Here is a 19,168-nt window from a genome sequence, read left to right as displayed (position 1 = left end):
ACCAGCGGAAGCGTCAGGCCAGCACCTTCCGGGGGTTCATGACCCCGTCGGGGTCGATCGCCTGCTTGACGGCTCGCAGGAGGTCGACCTCGACACCCGTCTTGTACGCAGCGGCCGCATCCCGCTTGAGCGCGCCGATCCCGTGCTCGGCGGAGATGCTGCCGCCGAGCGCCGTGACGGCGTCGTAGACGATCCGGGTCAAGGTCGGAGCGTCCCGCTTCAGCGCCGCGTCGTCGCCGACGGGCGCTGAGATGTTGTAGTGCAGGTTGCCGTCCCCGATGTGTCCGTACGTCACCAGCCGCAGCCCCGGCAGCGCGGCGAGCAGCGCCGGGCCGACCTCGGCGACGAACCGGGACAGGGCGGTGATCGGCAGGGTGACGTCGTGCTTGAGGGTCGCGCCCTCGCTCTTCTGCGCCTCCGAGACGCCTTCGCGCAGCGCCCACAGCGACTCGCGCTGAGCGGGGCTGCCGGCGACCACGGCGTCGAGGAGCAGCCCCTGCTCGGCGGCGGCCGCGAGGGCCTCCTCGAGCCGCTCGTCCACGTCGGCGGAGGTGCCGGCGAGCTCGACGAGGCCGTACCACTCGTGCCGGTCCGTGAACGGGTCGCGTACGCCCGGCACGTGGGCGAGGACGAGGTCGACGGCCTGGCGCCCGAGCAGCTCCCAGGTGGTCAGCTGCCCGCCGCCGTGCTCGCGGAGCAGGGGGAGGAACGAGGTGGCCGCCTCCACCGACTCCAGCGCCACGAACGCCGTCGCCCGGCGCGGTGTCGCCGGCAGCAGCCGCAGCACCGCCGCGGTGACGATGCCGAGAGTGCCCTCGGAGCCGATGAACAGCTGCTTGAGGTCGTAGCCGGTGTTGTCCTTGCGCAGCGGCCGCAGCCCGTCCCAGACCCGGCCGTCGGGGAGCACGACCTCGAGGCCGAGCACCAGCTCGCGCATCATCCCGTAGCGCAGCACCGCGGTGCCGCCGGCGTTGGTCGCGATCGTGCCGCCGATGGTGCACGAGCCCTCCGAGCCGAGGGAGAGCGGGAAGAGCCGCCCGGCTTCCCTGGCGGCCTCCTGGACGGTCGCCAACGGGGTGCCGGCCTCGACGGTGAGGGTGTCGGCGACCGCGTCCACCTCCCGGACGCGGCGCATCCGGCCGAGCGAGAGCACGATCTGGTCGCTGCCGGAGTCCGGTACGCCGCCGCCGACGAGGCCGGTGTTGCCGCCCTGCGGGACGACCCCGACGCCCGCCGCCGCGCACAGCCGGACCGCGGTCGCGACCTGCTCGGTCGAGGCCGGGCGCACCACCGCGAGGGCGGTGCCGGTGAAGCTGCCGGTCCAGTCGGTGACGTACGCCGCCATGTCGGCCGGATCGGTCAGCACGGCGCTCTCGCCGAGGGCGGCGCGCAGGTCGGATACGAGGTTCATGCCGACCTCAGCCGTACGTGCTCGGGGCCGATCGCGGCGATGTCGGGAGTGCCGAGCAGGCACATCGCCCGCCGCAGCTCCTCGACCAGCAGCGTCAGGGTGGCGTCGACCCCCTGCTGCCCGGCGACCATCAGGCCGTAGAGGTAGGGCCGGCCGATCACCACGCCGCGGGCGCCGAGGCCGAGCGCCGCCGCGATGTCGCCGCCGGAGCGGACGCCGGAGTCGACGTACACCTCGGTCCGGTCGCCGACCGCGTCGACCACGGCCGGCAGCAGCTCCAGCGGCACCGGGGCGCGGTCGAGCTGGCGGCCGCCGTGGTTGGAGAGCACCAGCGCGTCGGCTCCCGCGTCCACACAAGCCACCGCATCGGCGACCGAGAGCACGCCCTTGACCACGACCGGGCCGTTCCAGTGTTCCTTGAGCCAGCCGATGTCCGAGGGCCGGATCGCCTGCTCGCGCAGCTCGTTGGACATGCCCCAGCGGCCGTAGTGCGACCCCTCGGGGAAGGTCGCGAACCGCAGCGGCTCGGTGGTCAGGATGTTGGCGACCCAGCCGGGATGGCGGGTCATGTCCGCGAACGTACGCAGGCTCAGCTGGGGCGGGATCGCGAACCCGTTGAGCTTGTCCTTGCGCTTCATCCCCGTCACTGTCGTGTCGATGGTCAGCATCAGCGCCTCATAACCCTGCGAGGCCGCCTCGGTGATGTGGTCCAGGGTCACCGCCCGGTCCTTCATCAGGTAGACCTGGAACCAGTTGCGCCCCTGCGGAGCCGCGTCGGCGACGTCGGTGATCGAGGTCGTCGCGTACGTCGAGAGCGTGTAGGGCACTCCAGCAGCGGCCGCCGCCGCGGCGACCGCCCGCTCACCGGTGTGGTGGCTGAGCCGGGTGTAGCCGGTCGGCGCCAGCACGATGGGTGCCGCGGCAGGCTGCCCGAGGATCGACGTACGCACCTCCGGCTCGCCCACCTGGCCGAAGGCCGTGGGCCGCAGCTCCACGCGGTCGAAGGCCGCCCGGTTCCGGCGCATCGCGTGCTCGCCGTCCGAGCCGCCGTAGACGTAGTCCCAGACCGCCGTCGGCACCCGCCGGCGCGCGGCCCGCTCCAGGTCGTCGACGCTGAGGCAGCGGGCCAGCCGGCGGTCGGTCGCCCGCCACCGGAACGGCCGCGGCCTCAGGAAGGGCGCGAGATCGCGCCATCGGGGGACCTGCCGGACGACTTGCCGGACAACCTGAGAATCGGCGGCCACGCTCTGGACTCCTCACCACTCATCGGATAAGTTCTGAACTTGTCATACAACTTAGCCCATCGAGGAGCATCCCGCCATGGCCGCCGACCGCATCACGTCACTGACTCTCTCCCACGTCGTCCTCCCGCTCGAGAACCCGGTCAGTGACGCCAAGGTGCTCACCGGGCGGCAGAAGCCGCTCACCGAGACCGTGCTGCTCTTCGTCGAGGTGACGACCGAGCAGGGCTTCGAGGGCATGGGCTTCAGCTACTCCAAGCGCGCCGGCGGCCCGGCGCAGTACGCCCACCTCAAGGAGATCGCCCAGGTCGCCATCGGCCAGGACCCCTCCGACATCGCCAAGATCTACGAGTCGCTGATGTGGGCCGGCGCCTCGGTCGGTCGCAGCGGTGTGGCGACCCAGGCCGTGGCCGCCCTCGACGTGGCGCTCTACGACCTCAAGGCGCGCCGTGCCGGCCTGCCGCTGGCCAAGCTCCTCGGCGCCCACCGCGACTCCTGCCGCGTCTACAACACCTCCGGCGGCTTCCTTCAGGCGAGCGTCGAGGAGATCAAGGAGAAGGCCACCGCGTCGCTCGAGGCCGGCATCGGCGGCATCAAGATCAAGGTCGGCCAGCCCGACTGGGCCGAGGACCTGCGCCGCGTCGCGGCGATGCGTGAGCACCTCGGTGACGCTCCGCTCATGGTCGACGCCAACCAGCAGTGGGACCGCGCCCGCGCCCGCCGGATGTGCCGCGAGCTCGAGCAGTTCGACCTGATCTGGATCGAGGAGCCGCTCGACGCCTGGGACGCGGTCGGTCACGCCGACCTGTCGCGCACGTTCGATACCCCGATCGCGACCGGTGAGATGCTGACCTCGGTGCCCGAGCACATGGCGCTCATCGACGCCGGCTACCGCGGCATCGTGCAGCCCGACGCGCCGCGCATCGGCGGGATCACCCCGTTCCTGAAGTTCGCCACCCTCGCCGCCCACGCCGGTCTGGCGCTCGCGCCGCACTACGCGATGGAGATCCACCTGCACCTGGCCGCGGCCTACCCGACCGAGCCGTGGGTCGAGCACTTCGAGTGGCTCAACCCGCTCTTCGAGGAGCGCATCGACATCCACGACGGCCAGATGTGGGTGCCGGACCGTCCCGGTCTCGGCTTCACGCTCAGCGACCAGATGCGCAAGCTCACCGTGGAGACGGCTAAGTTCTCGGTATGACAGTCAGTGCCGGGCTCGCCGACCGTGTCGTCTCGGGGGTCAAGGACCAGATCCTGGCCGGGGACCTCGCTCCGGGGGCGAAGCTGCCCTCGGAGTCCGACCTGGTCGCGACTTACGGGGTGTCGCGGACGGTGGCGCGCGAGGCGGTCACCCGACTGCGCGCCGAAGGCCTCGTCGAGACGTTCCAGGGGCGCGGCTCCTTCGTCCTGGCGGTGCCGGAGCCCTCGCCGTTCGCGCTGGAGTCCTCCGCGATCCGCACCCAGCACGACGTGCTCGACATGGTCGACTTCCGGCTCGGCGTGGAGTGTGAGGCGGCGGCCCTGGCCGCCGCCCACCTCGACGAGCAGGGCTCGCGCGCCATCGAGGAGGCGCTCGCCGCGCTGGCCACCGCGCATCCCGACGGAGCGGTGGAGGCCGACTTCGCCTTCCACCGCGCCGTCGCGGCCGCGACCGGCAACCGCTTCTATCTCGACCTGATGGACTCGCTGGGCCCGATGATGATCATGCTGCCCCGCACCCGGCTCGGCGACGCCTACTCGCCCAGCGACGCGCTCCACGTCGAGCGGGTGCAGCGCGAGCACGACAACATCGCGGCCGCGATCCTCGCCGGTGACGCCGACACCGCCCGGGCCGCGATGCGGGTACATCTGGGCAGCACCCGCCGCCGTCTGAGGCAGTGAAACACGTTGCCCCCATGGGCATCGCGTGAGTCTGCATCGGTATTGGCTCACGAGGTGTGAGCCTCGTCACGATTGAGGGATGAATTCACCTGCGAAGAAGTCCCCACCGAGCTCGACACTGACCCGGCGTCGGCTTGTCCAAGCAGCAACGGCCGCGCCGCTCCTCGGCGCCGCGAGCGGTGTCACCACCGTCGGCCTCACCACCTCCGCCGCAGCCGCCACGCCCACCTCCAACTCCGTTCGTGACGCGATGCTCCGGGCGGCGACCTACATGGACGAGACGGTGTCCTACGAGGGCGCCTACGTCTGGAGCTACCGCCCCGACCTCTCGCTGACCTGGGGCGAGATGGAGGCCCGGCGCACCATGTGCTGGGTCCAGCCGCCAGGCACACCGACCGTCGGGCACGCCCTGCTCGATGCGTACGTCGCCACGGGGGAGAAGCGGTTCCTGCACGCCGCCCGGCGCACCGGCCGGGCCCTCGTCCGTGCGCAGCGCCCCGAGGGCGGCTGGAACTACATCCACGACTTCGCGGGCTCGAAGTCGCTGCGGCGCTGGTACGAGTCGATCGGGATCAACGGCTGGCGCCTGGAGGAGTTCCAGCACCTCTACGACAACTCGACCTTCGATGACGCGGCCACCTCGACCGCCGGCCAGCTGATCCTGCGGCTGCACCTGCTCGACCCGCGTGACCGCGGCTTCAAGCGGTCGCTCAACAAGGTGATCGCCTTCATCACCGACGCCCAGATCACCGGTGGCGCCGGCGATGGTGGCTGGCCACAGCGGTGGCCGGTCGACCCGAAGGCGACCACCGAGATGCCGTGGCCGAAGAAGCTGCCGTCGTGGCTCCCCGAGGACGCCCGCGAAGGGATGGTCGACGGCGACTACACCCAGCACGTCACCTTCAACGACAACGTCCTCGGCGAGAACATCAAGCTCCTGCTGATGTGCGTCGTCGCCCTGGGCCGGGATGACCTCGTCGAGCCCGTGCGCCGGGCCATGGAGTGCGTACGCCGCATGCAGCAGCCCGCGCCCCAGGCCGGCTGGGGACTCCAGCACCTCGCCGAGGACCGCGACGGACGTCCGGCGGGCGCGGTGGCCGCCGGACGCTCCTACGAGCCGCGCGCGCTGACCACCCACACCACCCAGACCAACGTCGAGCAGCTCTTCACCTACTTCCAGCTCACCGGCGACCGTACGTTCCTCGAGGGCGTCCCGGCAGCGCTGGACTGGCTGGCGAGCTGCCGGCTGACCGCCCAGCAGCGGGCGGAGAACCCGCTGATCGCGAGCCGGACGCACCCGACCTTCGTCGAGCCGGGGAGCAACCGGGCGCTGTTCGTGCACCGGTTCGGGTCGAACATCGTCAACGGCGCCTACTACTACGACTACGACCACCACGACACGCTCAGCCACTACTCGGGTGGCCGGTCGGTGCCCGAGGCACGCCTGCGCGCCGACTACGACCGGCTCAGCGCGCTCACCGATGCCGAGGTCGCCGACCTGGTCGCGCGCTCACCGCTGACTCCCGTGCCGACGTACGATCTGCCGCCGTTCTTCTCGCTGCACGACCTGGGCCTCCTCGAGCTGCTCCGCGACACCTCCCACGAGGTCGAGGCGCCCGAGGAGACCGAGGTCGCGGAGGTGATCGCCGACCTCGGCGAGAAGGACTACTGGCTCTCCGCGGCCGAGGCGGTCACCAACCCGTTCCGCGGTCCGGGCACCCGGCATCCCTATGACGGGAAGGCCTACATGAGCAAGCACGTCGGGGACACCTTCGACACCTCGCCCTATCCCTCCGACAACCCGCCCGCAGTGCCGCCCTACCAGCCGGCCGAGCCGCCCCAGCTGATCAACACCTCCACGTTCGTGGCGAACCTGGGGACGCTGATCCGCGCCGCTGCCTCCTGACCCCTGAACTGACCCTGAAAAGAGGAACGGGTGGCCCGGCGACAGCCGGACCACCCGTTCCCCATGGGGGCCTATTTCTTCTGGTGCTCACCCAGCGGGGTGAAGCAGAACTTCCCTCCGGCCAGGCGCTCCTCGGGGCCCTGCGGGCCGTCGTCGATCGCGTCACCGAGCAGCTCGGCGGCGTAGACCTCGGAGTCGTCCTGCGGGTGGTAGCCGATCGCCTCGCCGGCCTCCAGGGACCACCAGTTGCGGGTGTTGCGGGAGATGCCCCACACCACCCGGAAGCCGGGCTCGGGGGTGGCCAGGCACGCCTCGAGGAGCCGGGCGCCGTCGTCGGGCGACATCCACGTCCACAGCGAGCGTCGGTCCCAGGGCTTCTCGAAGCACGAGCCGATCCGCAGCGCGGTCACGTCGATTCCGTAGCGGTCGTGGAAGAGGCTGCCGAGCGCCTCCATCGCGACCTTGCTGACGCCGTAGTAGGTGTCCGGTCGCGGGAAGACGTCGGCGGCCAGCCCCTCGGCGGGTGCGTCGTCGAGGTCGTAGAAGCCGGCCGCGTGGTTGCTCGAGGCGAGCACCACACGTGCCACCCCGGCGTCCCGGGCGGCCTCGAGGACCACGCGGGTGCCGTCGATGTTGGCCGAGAGGATGTCCTCCCACGGGGCCTCGACGCTGATGCCGCCGAGATGGATGATCGCCTCCACGCCCTCGGAGGCGGCGCGCATCGCCGCTTCGTCGGTCACCGACGCCTCGATGACCTCGACGGCCTCGCCCTCGGCGGGATCCTCGGGACGTGCGATGTCGAGGAGCCGAAGCACCCGGCCTTCACGGGCCAGGCGGGTGCGCATCAGCCGCCCCACGACACCGTTGGCCCCAGTGATCAGAACAGTCTGCGTCATGCGGTGCGCAGCTCCTCGACGGCGGAGATGTACTCGCCCAGGTCCGCGCCGTGCTTGTCGATGACGGACTTGGTGGCCTCGCGCCAGGGGGCGAGGTCGGTGATCTCGTTGATCGTGACGCCCTCACCGCGCAGCTTCCCCAGGTCGGCCTCGACCTGGGCGTCCCACTTCTCACGCTGGAACGGGGCGGCCTCGTCGGCGGCCTTCTGGAGCGCCTCCTGGTCCTTGGTGTCGAGCCCGGCCCAGGTGTCCTTGTTGATGAGGAGGACCTCGGCGACGCGCATGTGCCGGTCGAGGGTGTAGTTCTGCGCCACCTCGTAGTGGGACGCGGAGTAGTAGGACGGCTCGTTGTTCTCGGCACCGTCGAGCAGCCCGCTCTGCAGCGAGCTGTAGACCTCGCCGTAGTCCATCGGGGTGGGGGAGCCGCCGAGGGCCTTGATGAAGTCGATCTGCACCTGCGACTCCTGGACCCGGATCTTGAGTCCCTTGACGTCCGCCGGCGCCTTGATCGGCTTCTTCGAGGTGTAGAAGCTGCGGGCGCCGGGGTCGAAGTAGCCCAGACCCTTGAAACCGGCACCGTCGGCCTCGCCGAGCAGCTTCTTGCCGCTCTCGCTCTCGAGGAAGCGCCACAGGTGGTCGGCGTCGTCGAAGAGGTACGGCAGGCTGAACAGCCCCATCGCGGGCACGAACTCGCCCATCGGTGCCGAGCTGATCCGGGTCATCTCGATCGAGCCCATCTGCACCTGCTCGATCGCGTCGGACTCCTCGCCGAGCTGAGCGTTGGGGTAGACCTGGATCTTGATCCGGCCGTCGCTGTACTTCTCGGCCAGCTCGGCGAACTTCTTGTCGCCCAGCGTGGTCGGGTAGTCGTCGGGGTGGGTCTCGGCCAGCTTGAAGGTCTTCGAGCCGCCGCCTCCGCCGCCGCTGCCGGCGAGGGAACCGCCGCCACAGGCACTGAGCGCGAGGCCGCCGGCGACGGCCGCGGCGCCGAAGGCGCCTGCCTTGAACAGGGAGCGCCGGGCAACCGGCTTGGGGGATGTGGTGTTCACGGGTGGTTCCTTTCGAGAGGTGGAGTTACTGTCCGAGCGCGTCGGGGAGGGCGAGCGAGAAGAACGGGACGTAGGTGATCAGCATCAGGACGATGAGCATCGGGATGAGGAAGAGGGCCACTGTCTTGATGACCTTCTCGATGGACGTACGTCCGATGGCGCAGCCGACGAAGAGGACGTTGCCGACCGGCGGGGTGATCAGGCCGATGGCCAGGTTGAGGACCAGCATGATCCCGAACTGGACCGGGTCCATGCCGAGCCCGGTGGCGACCGGCAGCAGGATCGGCGTCATGATCACGATCAGCGGGGCCATGTCCATGATCGCGCCGAGCACGAGCAGCAGCAGGTTGATCATCAGCAGCACCACGACGACGTTGTCGGAGATGCCCAGCAGGGCGTCGGTGGCCAGCGCCGGGACCTGCAGGAAGGCCAGGAAGTAGCCGAAGGCACCTGCCGCCGCGATGATGAACAGCACCACGCCGAGCGTGCGCAGGGCGCTCTGCAGGATCGGGATCATCGCCTTGAGCGGAATGTCACGGTAGACGAAGAACGTCAGGATGAAGGCGTACAGGCAGGCGATCGCCGCCGACTCGGTCGCGGTGAAGAGGCCGCTCAGGATGCCGCCCAGGATGATCACCGGCATCAGCAGGCTGAGCAGCCCGTCGCTGACGATCTTGGGGACGTCCTTGAGCGGGACCAGCTCTTCCTTCGGGTAGCCGCGCTTGACCGCCAGGATGTACGCCAGAATCATCAGCGACGCGCCGAGCAGGATCCCGGGGATGATGCCGGCGGTGAACAGGGCGCCGATCGAGACGCCGCCCGCGGCCATCGAGTAGATGATCAGGTTGTGGCTCGGCGGGATCATGACCGCCTGGGTGGCACCGGAGACGGTGACGGCGACCGCGTAGTCGGTGTCGTAGCCGCGCTTCTTCATCATCGGGATCGTCACCGACCCGATCGCGGAGACGTCCGCGACCGAGGAGCCGGACAGGGCACCGAAGAAGGTGCTGGCACCGATGTTGACCATCCCGAGACCGCCGCGCACCCAGCCGACGAGCAGCCCGGCCAGGGCGATCAGCCGACGGGAGATGCCGCCGGCTCCCATGATCTCGCCGCCGAGGATGAAGAACGGGATCGCGAGCAGGGCGAAGGTGTCGAGACCGGCCACCATGCGCTGGCCGACGGTGGTCAGGGGGAGGCCGATGTAGAGGGCCTCGAAGACGGCGGCAAGGGCGAGAGCCAGGGCCACCGGGATGCGGAGGACGACGAGGACGGCGAAGCCGCCCAGCAGGATCGTGATGGCAAGAGGATCGATAGGCATGGGGGAGGCTCCTGGCTCAGTCGGTCTCGTCGGACTCGGCGTACCGCTGGGTGTTGATGCCGAAGGCCTGGAGGGTCGTGTAGAGGATGAGCATGACGCCGGCGACCGGCATCACCAGGTAGGAGACGCTGCGGGGGAGGCCGGTGCCCGGCAGGGTGGCGTGCTGGGCGTCGACCACGAACTGGCTGCCCTGGACGACCAGGAAGAGCCCGAAACCGAGCTGCAGCACCTGGACGACGCGGCCGATCACGGCCTGGATGGTCTCGGGGAACTTGTCGACCAGGAAGGTGACCGCGATGTGGGCGCCCTCGCGGAAGCCGATCACGGCGCCGAGGAAGCCGAGCCAGACCAGCAGGATGCGGGCGGTCTCCTCGCTCCAGCTGGGGGAGTTGTTCAGCAGCTCACGGCTGAACACCTGCCACAGCACGATCAGCAGCGTGGCGACCAGGCACAGGATGCAGAGGATCTCGAAGACCCTGTCGATCGCGCGCCAGGCGCGCCTGAATGTTCCGGTGTCGTTGCTCATCGAGTCATTCCGTCCTCGTCGCGGCGATGGTGGGGGACCTTGGTCGCCTCGGCGAGCAGGTGCTGCCTGTCCGCGCCCGCCAGACCGAGGTGGTAGAGGTGGATCTGGTCGATCCCGGCATCGACCAGCGCCCGCACATGGCCACCGAAGGCGTCCTCGGTGGTCGGCGGGAGAACGGTGACGTACGCAGCAGCCGCTGCCTTCCCGTCGACTGCCTGGACGAGCTGACGCCCTGTCTCCACCGAGGCCTCGGTGGTCGGCCAGCAGAAGGAGACGACCAGGTCGACGTCGTCGGCCGTGGTCGGGGTCAGGCCCGGGCTGGCGCCGGTGGCCCAGGGGTCGGGCTGGGCGTGCAGGGCGATCTCGACGACCTCGGGAGCGGCCTCGCGGACGGCCGCGATCACCCGGTGGCGGAGCTCGTCGGCCGAGGCGTGCCGGGAGGCGAGGATCGTGTCCAGGGTCGTCGTGTCCACCGTCGCGCCGGCGGCGTCGGCACCTGTCGCGGCGCGCAGGGCCGCGACCGTGGCCTCGGCGTCGAGCCCCCGGCCGGCCCAGTCCTCGCGGCAGGCCGTGCAGCAGCAGATCGAGAGCAGCTGCTGGGTGGCGGCGTCGTAGGCCCCGTCGGTCTTCTCGTGGTGCCCGCCGTGGCCGAAGCCGAGCTGGCCGCACGCCTCCAGGATGGCCGTGCTGGTCGGGGTGTCGCGTACGGCCTCGGCGGCCAGGGTCTCCGCGTAGCGGCGGACGTCCTCGTGGCGGGCGCACAGGGCGTAGGGGTAGGACTCGCCCCAGCAGTTGACGACCGCGAGGTCCGGGTTGGCCTCACCGAGGAGGGTGGAGTGGGTCAGCACGATCCAGGCGGCGACCTCGAACCCCGCCTCGGCGAGGATGCTCGCGGCCTCGCCGTAGGGGTCGGCCGCCACAGAGTCCTGCACAGCGACCCAGGTCGCGGCGGGCGGCACCAGCCGCGCGCCGGCCCACGCCTCGGCGCGCACCGGGCGGTAGAGCGCCGCGCTGCGGGCCTCGACGATCCGGTGCTCGGGGTGGAGCGGGGTCGCGGCGCGGGTGGTGTGGTAGGCCGCGGCGAGGGCGACCTTCGTGACTCCGAGGCTGCGGGCGCGGTCGGCGAACGTCGGATCGCCGATCACGTCCCAGGGGTAGGCATAGCCGACGACCGGTACTGGCAGTATTGCCCCGGTCTCGCCGCTGTCGATCTGTGTCACCGGTGGTTGCTCCTGGCTCGTCGTACTGTGACCGGGCCCACGTGTGGCCCCGGTCACAGGAGACTGTCAGGATGCGCGATTCGTGTCCAAGCCACTTATCGCATCAGGCGATACCCTGACGGTATTGGCCAATAGGGTCACCAGCGTGACGTGTTCGGCGTGAAATCCGGCTCGAACGAACGCATGTAGACGGTGTCCTCCCGGCGGCGCACACCGCAGCTGAGGTACTGCTCGTGCAGCTCACCGAGCAGGTCACGATCGAGCTCCACGCCCAGGCCCGGACCCGTCGGCACCGTGATCGAGCCGCCGCTGAAGTCGAGCACTCCGGGGCGTACGACGTCCTGGGTCTTCCACGGATAGTGGGTGTCGCAGGCGTAGGTCAGGTTGGGGGTCGCGGCGGCCAGGTGGACCATCGCTGCCAGGGAGACGCCGAGGTGGGAGTTGCTGTGCATCGACAGGCCCATCCCGAAGGTGTCGGTGATGCCGCCCAAGAGCGCCGACTGGCGCAGCCCGCCCCACAGGTGATGGTCGGAGAGCACGATCTGGACCGCGTCGGCCGCGATCGCCGGCTTGAGGTGCTCGAAGGCGATCACGCACATGTTGGTGGCCAGAGGTACGTCGGTGCGGGCCGAGACCTGCGCCATCCCCTCGATCCCGGGGGTGGGGTCCTCGAGATACTCCACGACGCCGGCCAGCCGTTCGGCGACCTTGACCGAGGTCTCCGGCGTCCAGGCGCCGTTGGGGTCCAGCCGCAGCGGCAGGTCGGGGAAGGCGTCTCGGAGCGCCTCGATCGCGGCGCACTCCTCGTCGGGGTGGAACACCCCGCCCTTCAGCTTGAGCGACCCGAAGCCCCAGCCCTCGACCAGCCGCTTCGCCTGCGCGACGATCTGCTCGGGGTTCAGCGCCTCGCCCCAGTCGTCGTCGGGCTGCCCGGGGTGACCGGCCCACTTGTAGAACATGTAGCCGCTGAACGGCACCCGGTCGCGCACCGCGCCGCCGAGCAGGTCGCTCACCGGACGCCCCGCCTCGCGGGCGACCAGGTCGAGGCAGGCGACCTCGAAGGGGGAGTAGACGGTGTCGACGGCGGAGGAGACGTCGAGCATGCCGCCGAAGGAGGCGCCAGCCCCGCCGGTCTCCTTGCCGAGTACGTCGACGACGAGCCGTCGCAGGCCGTGGGTGTCGTAGGGGTCCGAGCCCGGGAGCGCCTGAGCGACGGCGTCGAGCCGAGCGAGATGGGTCTCGTCGGCGTACGTCTCCCCGAGGCCGACCAGGCCGGTGTCGGTGTGCAGCTCGACGATCGCGCGCAAGGCCCACGGCTGGTGCACGCCGACGACGTTGAGCAGCGGCGGGTCGGCGAACGCGACCGGGGTGACGACGACCTTCGAGATGCGGCTGGCGTTGGGGCCGGCGCTCATGCGGTCGGCTTCACGGCGAGGACGGGCACGCCGGCGTCGAGCAGGATGCGCTGAGCGTCGCTGCCCAGCAGCGCCTTGCCGACCGGCGAGCGGCGGCGCAGGCCGATCACGATCAGCCGGGCGCCGGTCGAGGCGACCAGATTGTCGAACGTCTCCACGACATCGGCGCCGTGCGTGGTGTGGTCGACGCGGGCGTTCACCCCCGCCTCGGCGGCGCGGGCGACGAGCTTCGCGGCCGCGGCCTCGTCGACGAGGTCGGCGTCCACGGTGGCGCCGCGTCGCGGGCTGTTGACGATGACGACGTCGTCGCCGCGTGCCGCCGCCTCGGCCAGGCCGGCCTCGAGGGCCGCCTCACCTACCGGTGTGGGTACGTAACCGATCAGGATGGTCATGGTGTGCCTCTCTCAGCGGGTCGGGGTGTCGACGTCGTCGCGGTCGGTCGGGTCGGCGGCGACGGGGGCGGCCTTGCGCCGGGCCAGGATCGCCTTGGCGGCGGGCCAGAGGGCGACCAGGACGAAGGCGGCCAAGAGGGAGCCCGAGATCGGCCGGGTGAAGAACCCGGTCGGGTCACCGTCGAAGATCAGCATCGAGCGGCGCACGCCGTCCTCCACGATCGAGCCGAGGACGAAGGCGAGCACCATCGGGCCGGGCTCGAAGCCGACCTTCTTCATCAGGTAGCCGATCAGGCCGAAGACGATCATCACGAAGATGTCGAAGGTGGAGTTGTTGATCGTGTAGACGCCCAGGATCGTGATCAGCGCGGTGATCGGGGCCAGGATCGCCGGCCGCACCCGCAGGATGCGTACGAAGATGCCAACCAGCGGGATGCTCAGGACGAGCAGGATCAGGTTGCCGATGTACATCGAGTTGATGACGCCCCAGAACAGGTCGGGGCGCTCCTCGACCAGCTGCGGACCGGGCGAGATGCCGAGGATGAGCAGGGCACCGAAGAGCATCGCCATCGACGCGTTGGCCGGGATGCCGAGGGTCAGCAGCGGGATGAACGAGGAGGTCGCGGCGGCGTTGTTGGCGCTCTCGGGGGCGGCGACGCCCTCGATGGCGCCGCGCCCGAAGCGCTCGGGGTGCTTCGAGATCCGCTTCTCCGTGGCGTACGCGGCCAGGGAGGCCATCACCGCGCCGCCACCGGGCAGCACGCCCAGGACGAAGCCGATCACCGAGCCGCGGCCGATCGCGCCGGAGGACTGCTTGAGGTCCTTGCGGGAGGGCCAGATGTTGGCCACGGCGGCGGGTACGTGGGGCTTCCCGTGCCGCTCCTCGAGGTTGTAGAGGATCTCGCCGACGCCGAAGAGACCCATCGCGACGACCACGAAGTCGATGCCCTCGGTCAGCTGCAGGCTGCCGAAGGTGAAGCGCTCGGCGCCGCTGAAGCTGTCGCGGCCGATCGTGGCCAGCAGGAGGCCGAACGCGGCCGCGATCATGGCCTTGAGCTTGTTGCCGTTGCCGATGGTGGCGACCAGCAGGACGCCCAGCAGGGCCAGGGCGGCGTACTCCGGGTCACCGAAGTTGAGCGCCCAGCCGGCGATCAGCGGCGCCACCAGGGTCAGGCCGAGGATGGAGACGGTCGCTCCGACGAAGGAGCCGATCGCGGCGATGCCGAGGGCGGTGCCGGCCTTTCCCTGCTTGGCGAGGGCGAAGCCGTCGAAGACGGTGACCACCGATGAGGCCTCACCTGGCAGCCGGAGCAGCACCGAGGTGATCGTGCCGCCGTACTGGGCGCCGTAGTAGATGCCCGCCAGCATGATGATCGCGGAGACCGGGTCGATGCTGTAGGTGATCGGCAGCAGGATGGCGATCGTGGCAGCCGGCCCGAGACCGGGGAGTACGCCGATCAGCATGCCGATGAGCACGCCGATCAGGCAGTAGAGCAGGTTCTGCGGTTCGGTGACGAGCCCGAAGCCGTCGAGGAATGCGTTGACGTCCACTGGGGGCTCCGCTCAGAACAGGTGGGGCAGCGGGATGCGCAGCCCGTAGAGGAACAGGAAGTAGAACGCGGCGACCGTGGCGACCGAGGTGATGATCGTGCTGCGCCAGGACTCCCCGCCGAGGAACCTCAGCCAGACGACGCACAGCAGCAGCGAGGGGATCTCGAAGCCGATCACGGGCATCAGCAGGGCCAGCACGATGAACGTGACCAGGCCGACCGCGGGAAGGATGCTGGAGCGGGTGAACTTCTCGCTGTCGGTCAGCCGGCGTCCGACGACGAGCAGCGCCACGGACATCAGGGTGATGGCGATGCTGACCACGAACGGCCACAGGCCGGGCCCGGGCTGGCGCAGCGAACCCAGGCCATAGCCGTAGGAGAGCACCGCACCGCCGATGCCGACGACGAGAGCGACGAGCGCACCCACCACCTGGTAGACCGGTCCGCCGGCCGGAGGTCGTTCCTCCTCCAGCTCATGGGCCACCTCGGCCTGGATCTCGGCCAGGATGTCCTGGTCAGGAGAGGGGGTACGTCCGTCGCTCATCGTCATGCCTTCGTCGTGTGGGGCGGGAGTCAGCTCGCGCCGAGGTTGAGACCGTACTGCTCGACCAGGTCGGCGTACCGCTTCTTGTCCTCCTCGAGCTGGGTCACCACCTCGTCGCCGGAGATCTCCATCGGGGTGAGGCTGTTCTGCTTGTTGAAGGCCTGGTACTCCTCGGTCTTGAACGTCGCCTGCATCGCCTCGGCGATGGCGTCCTTGACGTTGTCCGGGGTGCCCTTCGGGACGGTCATGAAGCGGTACTGCGCGACCTCGACGTCGAGGCCCTGCTCCTTGGCGGTCGGGACGTCCGGCAGGTAGTCGACCCGCTCGGGACCGAAGACGCTCAGCGGGGTCAGCTTGCCGGACTCGATGTTCTCGATCGCCTCGCCGACCTGGATGCAGGCGGTGTCGACCTGGTTGCCGAGCACAGCGGTCAGCGCCGGGGCGCCGCCGTCGAACGGCACGGCCTCGGCGTCGACGCCGGCCGAGCCGTACGTCAGGCCGCAGGAGAGCTGCGCGCCCGTGCCGACGCCGGTGGTGCCGTAGGTGACCTTCTTCTTTGCGGCCTTGATGTCGTCGAGCGTCTTGAAGCCGCTCTTCGGGCCGGTGACCATGACGTAGTCGTCGCGGGAGACGCCCTGGACGACGTCGAAGTCGTCGAGGCTGGTGGCCTCGTCCTCGCTGACCGCCAGCGGCGTGATGGCGAAGAGCGAGGCGTTCTGGATGGCGATGGTCTGGCCGTCGGCCTCGGCCTTCGCGACCTTGTTGGCGGCGAGCGCACCGTTGGCGCCCTCCAGGTTGATCACCGGGAAGGACGCACCGAGCTCGTCGGAGAGGCCCTTGGAGACCGCCCGGCTGATCAGGTCGCTGGAGCCGCCGGCCGAGGCACCGACGTACATCTCGACGTTGCCGGCGGGATACTCCTCACCGTCCCCGCTGCCTCCGGTGGTGTTCTCGACACCGCAGGCGGAGAGGGCCAGGGCCGCGACGCCGGCTGTCGCGGCGAGAAGGTGGGTTGTCGTACGCATCGTTGCTCCTAGGTCCTGGTGGCCGGGCTCGGTTGTGGCAGGGGATGGCCCGACGTCGTGTGACCACCGACACTAAGAGTCTTAGCGATACCGGTCCAAGCCCGATTCGGCATAGAGTGTTCCACCTGGTGCATCGTGCTCTACTCTGGCCTGATGATCACGCTCGACCAGGTGCGCTCTTTCGTGGCTGTCGCCGAGGAGCTTCACTTCGGCCGTGCGGCCGAACGGCTGCGGATGACGCAGCCCCCGCTGTCGCGACAGATCCAGAAGCTGGAGAAGGCCGTCGGTGCGCAGCTGCTCGAGCGGGATAACCGCCGAGTCGCTCTCACGGGTGCCGGAGCGGCCTTCCTCGATGAGGCCTACCGGATGCTCAACCTGGTCGAGAGCGCAGGTGACCTGGCCCGTCGGGTGGACGCCGGCGCCGCCGGCGTGGTCCGGCTCGGCTTCACCGCGGTCTCCGCCATCTCGATCCTGGGACCCCTGCTGCGCCGCCTCACCGTCGAGCTCCCCGACGTCGAGGTGCGGCTCTCCGAGCGGGTCACCCTGGCCCAGGTCGACGGCATCCGCCACGGCGAGATCGACATCGGCCTGGCCCGCCCACCCTTCGACACCGAGCTGCTCTCCTCGAGGGTCATCTCCCGGGAGCCGCTGATGGCCGTACTCCCGCAGGGCCACCCGCTGGCCGAGCTCGACCGACCGCTCACACCGCAGGACTTCGAGGGCCAACCCGTCATCGGCTACCACCCGCAGCAGTCCCGCTACTTCCACGAGCTCTCCGTACGCTTCCTGGCCAACGCCCACCCCCGCATCGAGCAGCGCGTGCACCAGGTCCTCACCGCCATGCTCCTGGTCTCCGCCGAGCGCGGCGTCGGCTTCGTCCCGGTCTCGGCCAGCTCGCTCCACGTCGAAGGCGTCGTCTTCCGTCCCATCGAGCACGGTGGCGGCGATACCCGTCTCGACAAGGACCCCGAGCGTCCCGTTGAGCTCCATGCGATCTGGGCGCGAGGCTCTGTCAGTCCGGTCGTACGCCGGGTTCTCGATGCGATCATCCAGATGAATCGGTAGGTCCTACGCGGCTATCGGGTCGGCGGCGGGGTTTGGCGCGGATTCCTCGGGTTGCGCACGGGCCTGGGCACCGGGGGTGGCGGGTCCTCGACGGGAGAAGGCCTCCTCGTGCTTTTACAAGACGATGACACTTTGTGAATGCTTCACAAGCAGACGCATGAGTGAGCGGTCGTACGGAGCACGCTCAGGTACGCCGGGTGAACCGGATCCGCCCACTCGGGAGCCGCTCATACCCGTAGTTGGGGTCGTGGATCCGGCGATGATCGCTCGCACACAACAAGACCATGTTCCCCAGGTCGGTTCGACCACCTTCGGACCATGGTTTCAGGTGGTGGGCCTCGGTCCAGGCTGCTGGGGCGTCGCAGTCTTCGGCTTGGCAGCACTTGTCTCGTAGCCGGAGTGCTCGGTGTTGGATCGGGTACGCCAACCGGGCGGTTCGGCCGAAGTCGAGGATCTCGGAGTCGGTGCCCAACACGACCGGGACGAGGTCTGCGTTGCAGGCCATCCTCCGGGCCTCGGCGGCGGTGATCTGCTGACCGTCGAAGCCGAGGGCTGCGGTGCCGAGGTCCTTGCGGAGGTCCTCCACACTCATCGTGATGAACACTGTCGTCCCGTGGCCACCATGGCGGGGCAGTTGGTCGACGTCGTAGGTCTCGATGACCCGGGCGAACGCCTGGCCCAGCAGCCGGTCGTAGGGCGCTTTGCGGCCCTTGTCCTCGGCCGAGAGCTTCCGGGGCTGGGCCAGGGCGTCCAGCTGGGTCCGCAGCCGCATCCCGATGGCGCGGGAGACGCGGGCGTGGATGTCGATGGTGCCGTCGCCGTTGTCGCGGGAGGAGAAGAACGTGCGCCGTTGGGCGTGCTCCTCTTCACGCTGCAAAGCCTTGGCTTCAGCGGCTTCGAATCGTTCGGGGTCGATCTCGCTCAGGATCCGTCGTCCGACGATCTTCAACTCGTTCGCCGTCAACTGGCTGGCGTAGTCGACCAACAGCTTCTCCGCGAGGATCAGGTCCTCGGCGCTGGCCGCCGGATCGGTCTCGATCTGGTCGAGGGCTAGGGTGATCACTCTTGCCTTGTCCAGGGACACGACACCTTCAGCGAGGCCGGCGGCCACGACGGCGTACTTCGCGACTTCGGCTGCCAGCTTGATCTGCGAACGAGCGGCGCCCTTGTCGACGAGGAGCTCGGTTCGCAGCCACCCGGAGGCATCCTTGGCGCCGGTCTCCTCGGCGATGTCAGCGGCCGTGGCCAGCACCCGCAGTCTCAACGCGGTCTGCTGAGCTTGGAGCTTCTCCAACCTCTCCAGGAGGTCTTTCTTCTGCCCGGTGCGCCAGTAGGCTGGATCGGTGGCCAAGAGGTCTTGGAGGGCGGTCTCGATGGTCTTCAAGGCAGCGTCGATCGCGTCGCCGGGGTTGGTGTCCCAGGGGTTGATGTCGCGGCCGAGACTCATCGCCGTCCCTCCCTTCAAAGAGGTGTTGTGATGGCTCTGATTCTACGCTTCCAGCCCTTCTCTGACCATCCATTTCCCCAGGTCAAACCCGGTTTTCGCGGTGAGCGAACGGCCTAGCATCTGTGGAGGGTAAGTGGCCCGAAGGGCCACCCTCACGTCGTTCAACGCCAACCAATCGCACAAGATCTTCTCCGCGCCACACCCGGGCCGCCGCCCCGATAGCCAGCCAAATCTTTTCTCGACGGGCCCCGGTGTCAAGGACCGCGAGCGCGAAGGACC

The 19,168-nt window shown here is 69.6% G+C and carries 17 protein-coding genes; 4 read left to right on the top strand and 13 right to left on the bottom strand.

The features are described 5' to 3' along the window. Nucleotides 1-13: 13 nt before the first annotated feature. A complete protein-coding gene (locus tag ABZY89_RS07750; protein WP_355226054.1) occupies nucleotides 14-1,411 on the bottom strand; it encodes an FAD-binding oxidoreductase in 1,398 nt (465 codons plus the stop codon). Further along, entirely contained in the window at nucleotides 1,408-2,655 is a 1,248-nt protein-coding gene (locus tag ABZY89_RS07745) for an alpha-hydroxy acid oxidase (RefSeq protein ID WP_355226053.1), read from the bottom strand. The genes ABZY89_RS07750 and ABZY89_RS07745 overlap by 4 nt, the downstream gene beginning before the upstream one ends. A gap of 76 nt (nucleotides 2,656-2,731) precedes the next feature. Between ABZY89_RS07745 and ABZY89_RS07740 the strand changes: the two genes are divergently transcribed. The 3 genes from ABZY89_RS07740 (at nucleotide 2,732) to ABZY89_RS07730 (ending at nucleotide 6,439) form a co-directional block, all read left to right on the top strand. Continuing rightward, the gene (locus ABZY89_RS07740) at nucleotides 2,732-3,853 is read left to right on the top strand and encodes a mandelate racemase/muconate lactonizing enzyme family protein (RefSeq protein ID WP_355226051.1); all 1,122 of its coding nucleotides are present in this window, start codon (nucleotides 2,732-2,734) and stop codon (nucleotides 3,851-3,853) included. Continuing rightward, the gene (locus ABZY89_RS07735) at nucleotides 3,850-4,533 is read left to right on the top strand and encodes a FadR/GntR family transcriptional regulator (protein ID WP_355226049.1); all 684 of its coding nucleotides are present in this window, start codon (nucleotides 3,850-3,852) and stop codon (nucleotides 4,531-4,533) included. Before ABZY89_RS07740 ends, ABZY89_RS07735 begins: the two co-directional genes overlap by 4 nt. A 79-nt stretch (nucleotides 4,534-4,612) precedes the next feature. Next, nucleotides 4,613-6,439 (top strand): pectate lyase, encoded by a 1,827-nt coding sequence (locus ABZY89_RS07730; RefSeq protein WP_355226047.1) that lies wholly within the window; start codon nucleotides 4,613-4,615, stop codon nucleotides 6,437-6,439. Nucleotides 6,440-6,510: 71 nt separating this feature from the next. On the opposite strand, the gene ABZY89_RS07725 is transcribed toward ABZY89_RS07730, so the two are convergent. From ABZY89_RS07725 to ABZY89_RS07680, 10 genes are all read right to left on the bottom strand, one after another. After that, nucleotides 6,511-7,335, bottom strand: coding sequence for an NAD(P)-dependent oxidoreductase (locus tag ABZY89_RS07725; protein WP_355226045.1), 825 nt, complete (start codon nucleotides 7,333-7,335; stop codon nucleotides 6,511-6,513). Beyond that, entirely contained in the window at nucleotides 7,332-8,384 is a 1,053-nt protein-coding gene (locus ABZY89_RS07720) for a TRAP transporter substrate-binding protein (RefSeq protein WP_355226043.1), read from the bottom strand. The genes ABZY89_RS07725 and ABZY89_RS07720 overlap by 4 nt, the downstream gene beginning before the upstream one ends. Nucleotides 8,385-8,409: 25 nt before the next feature. Beyond that, nucleotides 8,410-9,705 (bottom strand): TRAP transporter large permease, encoded by a 1,296-nt coding sequence (locus ABZY89_RS07715; protein ID WP_355226041.1) that lies wholly within the window; start codon nucleotides 9,703-9,705, stop codon nucleotides 8,410-8,412. Nucleotides 9,706-9,721: 16 nt separating this feature from the next. After that, a complete protein-coding gene (locus tag ABZY89_RS07710) occupies nucleotides 9,722-10,231 on the bottom strand; it encodes a TRAP transporter small permease (RefSeq protein ID WP_355226039.1) in 510 nt (169 codons plus the stop codon). Continuing rightward, nucleotides 10,228-11,451: a hypothetical protein gene (locus tag ABZY89_RS07705; RefSeq protein WP_355226037.1), complete on the bottom strand. Its 1,224-nt coding sequence runs from the start codon at nucleotides 11,449-11,451 to the stop codon at nucleotides 10,228-10,230. The genes ABZY89_RS07710 and ABZY89_RS07705 overlap by 4 nt, the downstream gene beginning before the upstream one ends. 137 nt (nucleotides 11,452-11,588) lie before the next feature. Beyond that, a complete protein-coding gene (locus tag ABZY89_RS07700; protein WP_355226036.1) occupies nucleotides 11,589-12,866 on the bottom strand; it encodes a glucarate dehydratase family protein in 1,278 nt (425 codons plus the stop codon). Continuing rightward, nucleotides 12,863-13,258 carry a universal stress protein gene (locus ABZY89_RS07695; protein ID WP_355226035.1) on the bottom strand — a complete coding sequence of 132 codons (396 nt, stop codon included), beginning with the start codon at nucleotides 13,256-13,258 and terminating at the stop codon, nucleotides 12,863-12,865. The genes ABZY89_RS07700 and ABZY89_RS07695 overlap by 4 nt, the downstream gene beginning before the upstream one ends. Before the next feature lie 12 nt (nucleotides 13,259-13,270). Beyond that, nucleotides 13,271-14,809: a tripartite tricarboxylate transporter permease gene (locus tag ABZY89_RS07690; protein ID WP_355226033.1), complete on the bottom strand. Its 1,539-nt coding sequence runs from the start codon at nucleotides 14,807-14,809 to the stop codon at nucleotides 13,271-13,273. 12 nt (nucleotides 14,810-14,821) lie between these two features. Then, entirely contained in the window at nucleotides 14,822-15,352 is a 531-nt protein-coding gene (locus ABZY89_RS07685; protein ID WP_355226031.1) for a tripartite tricarboxylate transporter TctB family protein, read from the bottom strand. Nucleotides 15,353-15,381: 29 nt separating this feature from the next. Beyond that, a complete protein-coding gene (locus ABZY89_RS07680; protein WP_355226030.1) occupies nucleotides 15,382-16,377 on the bottom strand; it encodes a tripartite tricarboxylate transporter substrate binding protein in 996 nt (331 codons plus the stop codon). 153 nt (nucleotides 16,378-16,530) lie between these two features. Here ABZY89_RS07680 and ABZY89_RS07675 point away from each other — a divergent pair, with 153 nt between their 5' ends. Beyond that, nucleotides 16,531-17,442 (top strand): LysR family transcriptional regulator, encoded by a 912-nt coding sequence (locus ABZY89_RS07675; RefSeq protein WP_141805810.1) that lies wholly within the window; start codon nucleotides 16,531-16,533, stop codon nucleotides 17,440-17,442. A 184-nt stretch (nucleotides 17,443-17,626) separates the two neighbouring features. Here ABZY89_RS07675 and ABZY89_RS07670 read toward each other — a convergent pair whose 3' ends face one another. Then, a complete protein-coding gene (locus ABZY89_RS07670; RefSeq protein WP_355226028.1) occupies nucleotides 17,627-18,889 on the bottom strand; it encodes a DUF222 domain-containing protein in 1,263 nt (420 codons plus the stop codon). Nucleotides 18,890-19,168: the final 279 nt, after the last annotated feature.

The sequence above is a fragment of the Nocardioides sp. NPDC006303 genome (genome assembly GCF_040613175.1).
GTDB lineage: Bacteria > Actinomycetota > Actinomycetes > Propionibacteriales > Nocardioidaceae > Nocardioides.
The sequence above is the reverse complement of the archived record's forward strand: the minus strand, read 5'-3'. Positions and strand labels throughout refer to the sequence as shown.

Excerpts from the sequence above, each read along its gene's own strand:
- ABZY89_RS07750 (WP_355226054.1), bottom strand. The coding sequence starts at position 1,411 with ATGAACCTCGTATCCGACCTGCGCGCCGCCCTCGGCGAGAGCGCCGTG.
- ABZY89_RS07740 (WP_355226051.1), top strand. The coding sequence starts at position 2,732 with ATGGCCGCCGACCGCATCACGTCACTGACTCTCTCCCACGTCGTCCTC.
- ABZY89_RS07735 (WP_355226049.1), top strand. The coding sequence starts at position 3,850 with ATGACAGTCAGTGCCGGGCTCGCCGACCGTGTCGTCTCGGGGGTCAAG.
- ABZY89_RS07730 (WP_355226047.1), top strand. The coding sequence starts at position 4,613 with ATGAATTCACCTGCGAAGAAGTCCCCACCGAGCTCGACACTGACCCGG.
- ABZY89_RS07725 (WP_355226045.1), bottom strand. The coding sequence starts at position 7,335 with ATGACGCAGACTGTTCTGATCACTGGGGCCAACGGTGTCGTGGGGCGG.
- ABZY89_RS07715 (WP_355226041.1), bottom strand. The coding sequence starts at position 9,705 with ATGCCTATCGATCCTCTTGCCATCACGATCCTGCTGGGCGGCTTCGCC.
- ABZY89_RS07710 (WP_355226039.1), bottom strand. The coding sequence starts at position 10,231 with ATGAGCAACGACACCGGAACATTCAGGCGCGCCTGGCGCGCGATCGAC.
- ABZY89_RS07700 (WP_355226036.1), bottom strand. The coding sequence starts at position 12,866 with ATGAGCGCCGGCCCCAACGCCAGCCGCATCTCGAAGGTCGTCGTCACC.
- ABZY89_RS07695 (WP_355226035.1), bottom strand. The coding sequence starts at position 13,258 with ATGACCATCCTGATCGGTTACGTACCCACACCGGTAGGTGAGGCGGCC.
- ABZY89_RS07685 (WP_355226031.1), bottom strand. The coding sequence starts at position 15,352 with ATGAGCGACGGACGTACCCCCTCTCCTGACCAGGACATCCTGGCCGAG.
- ABZY89_RS07680 (WP_355226030.1), bottom strand. The coding sequence starts at position 16,377 with ATGCGTACGACAACCCACCTTCTCGCCGCGACAGCCGGCGTCGCGGCC.
- ABZY89_RS07675 (WP_141805810.1), top strand. The coding sequence starts at position 16,531 with ATGATCACGCTCGACCAGGTGCGCTCTTTCGTGGCTGTCGCCGAGGAG.
- ABZY89_RS07670 (WP_355226028.1), bottom strand. The coding sequence starts at position 18,889 with ATGAGTCTCGGCCGCGACATCAACCCCTGGGACACCAACCCCGGCGAC.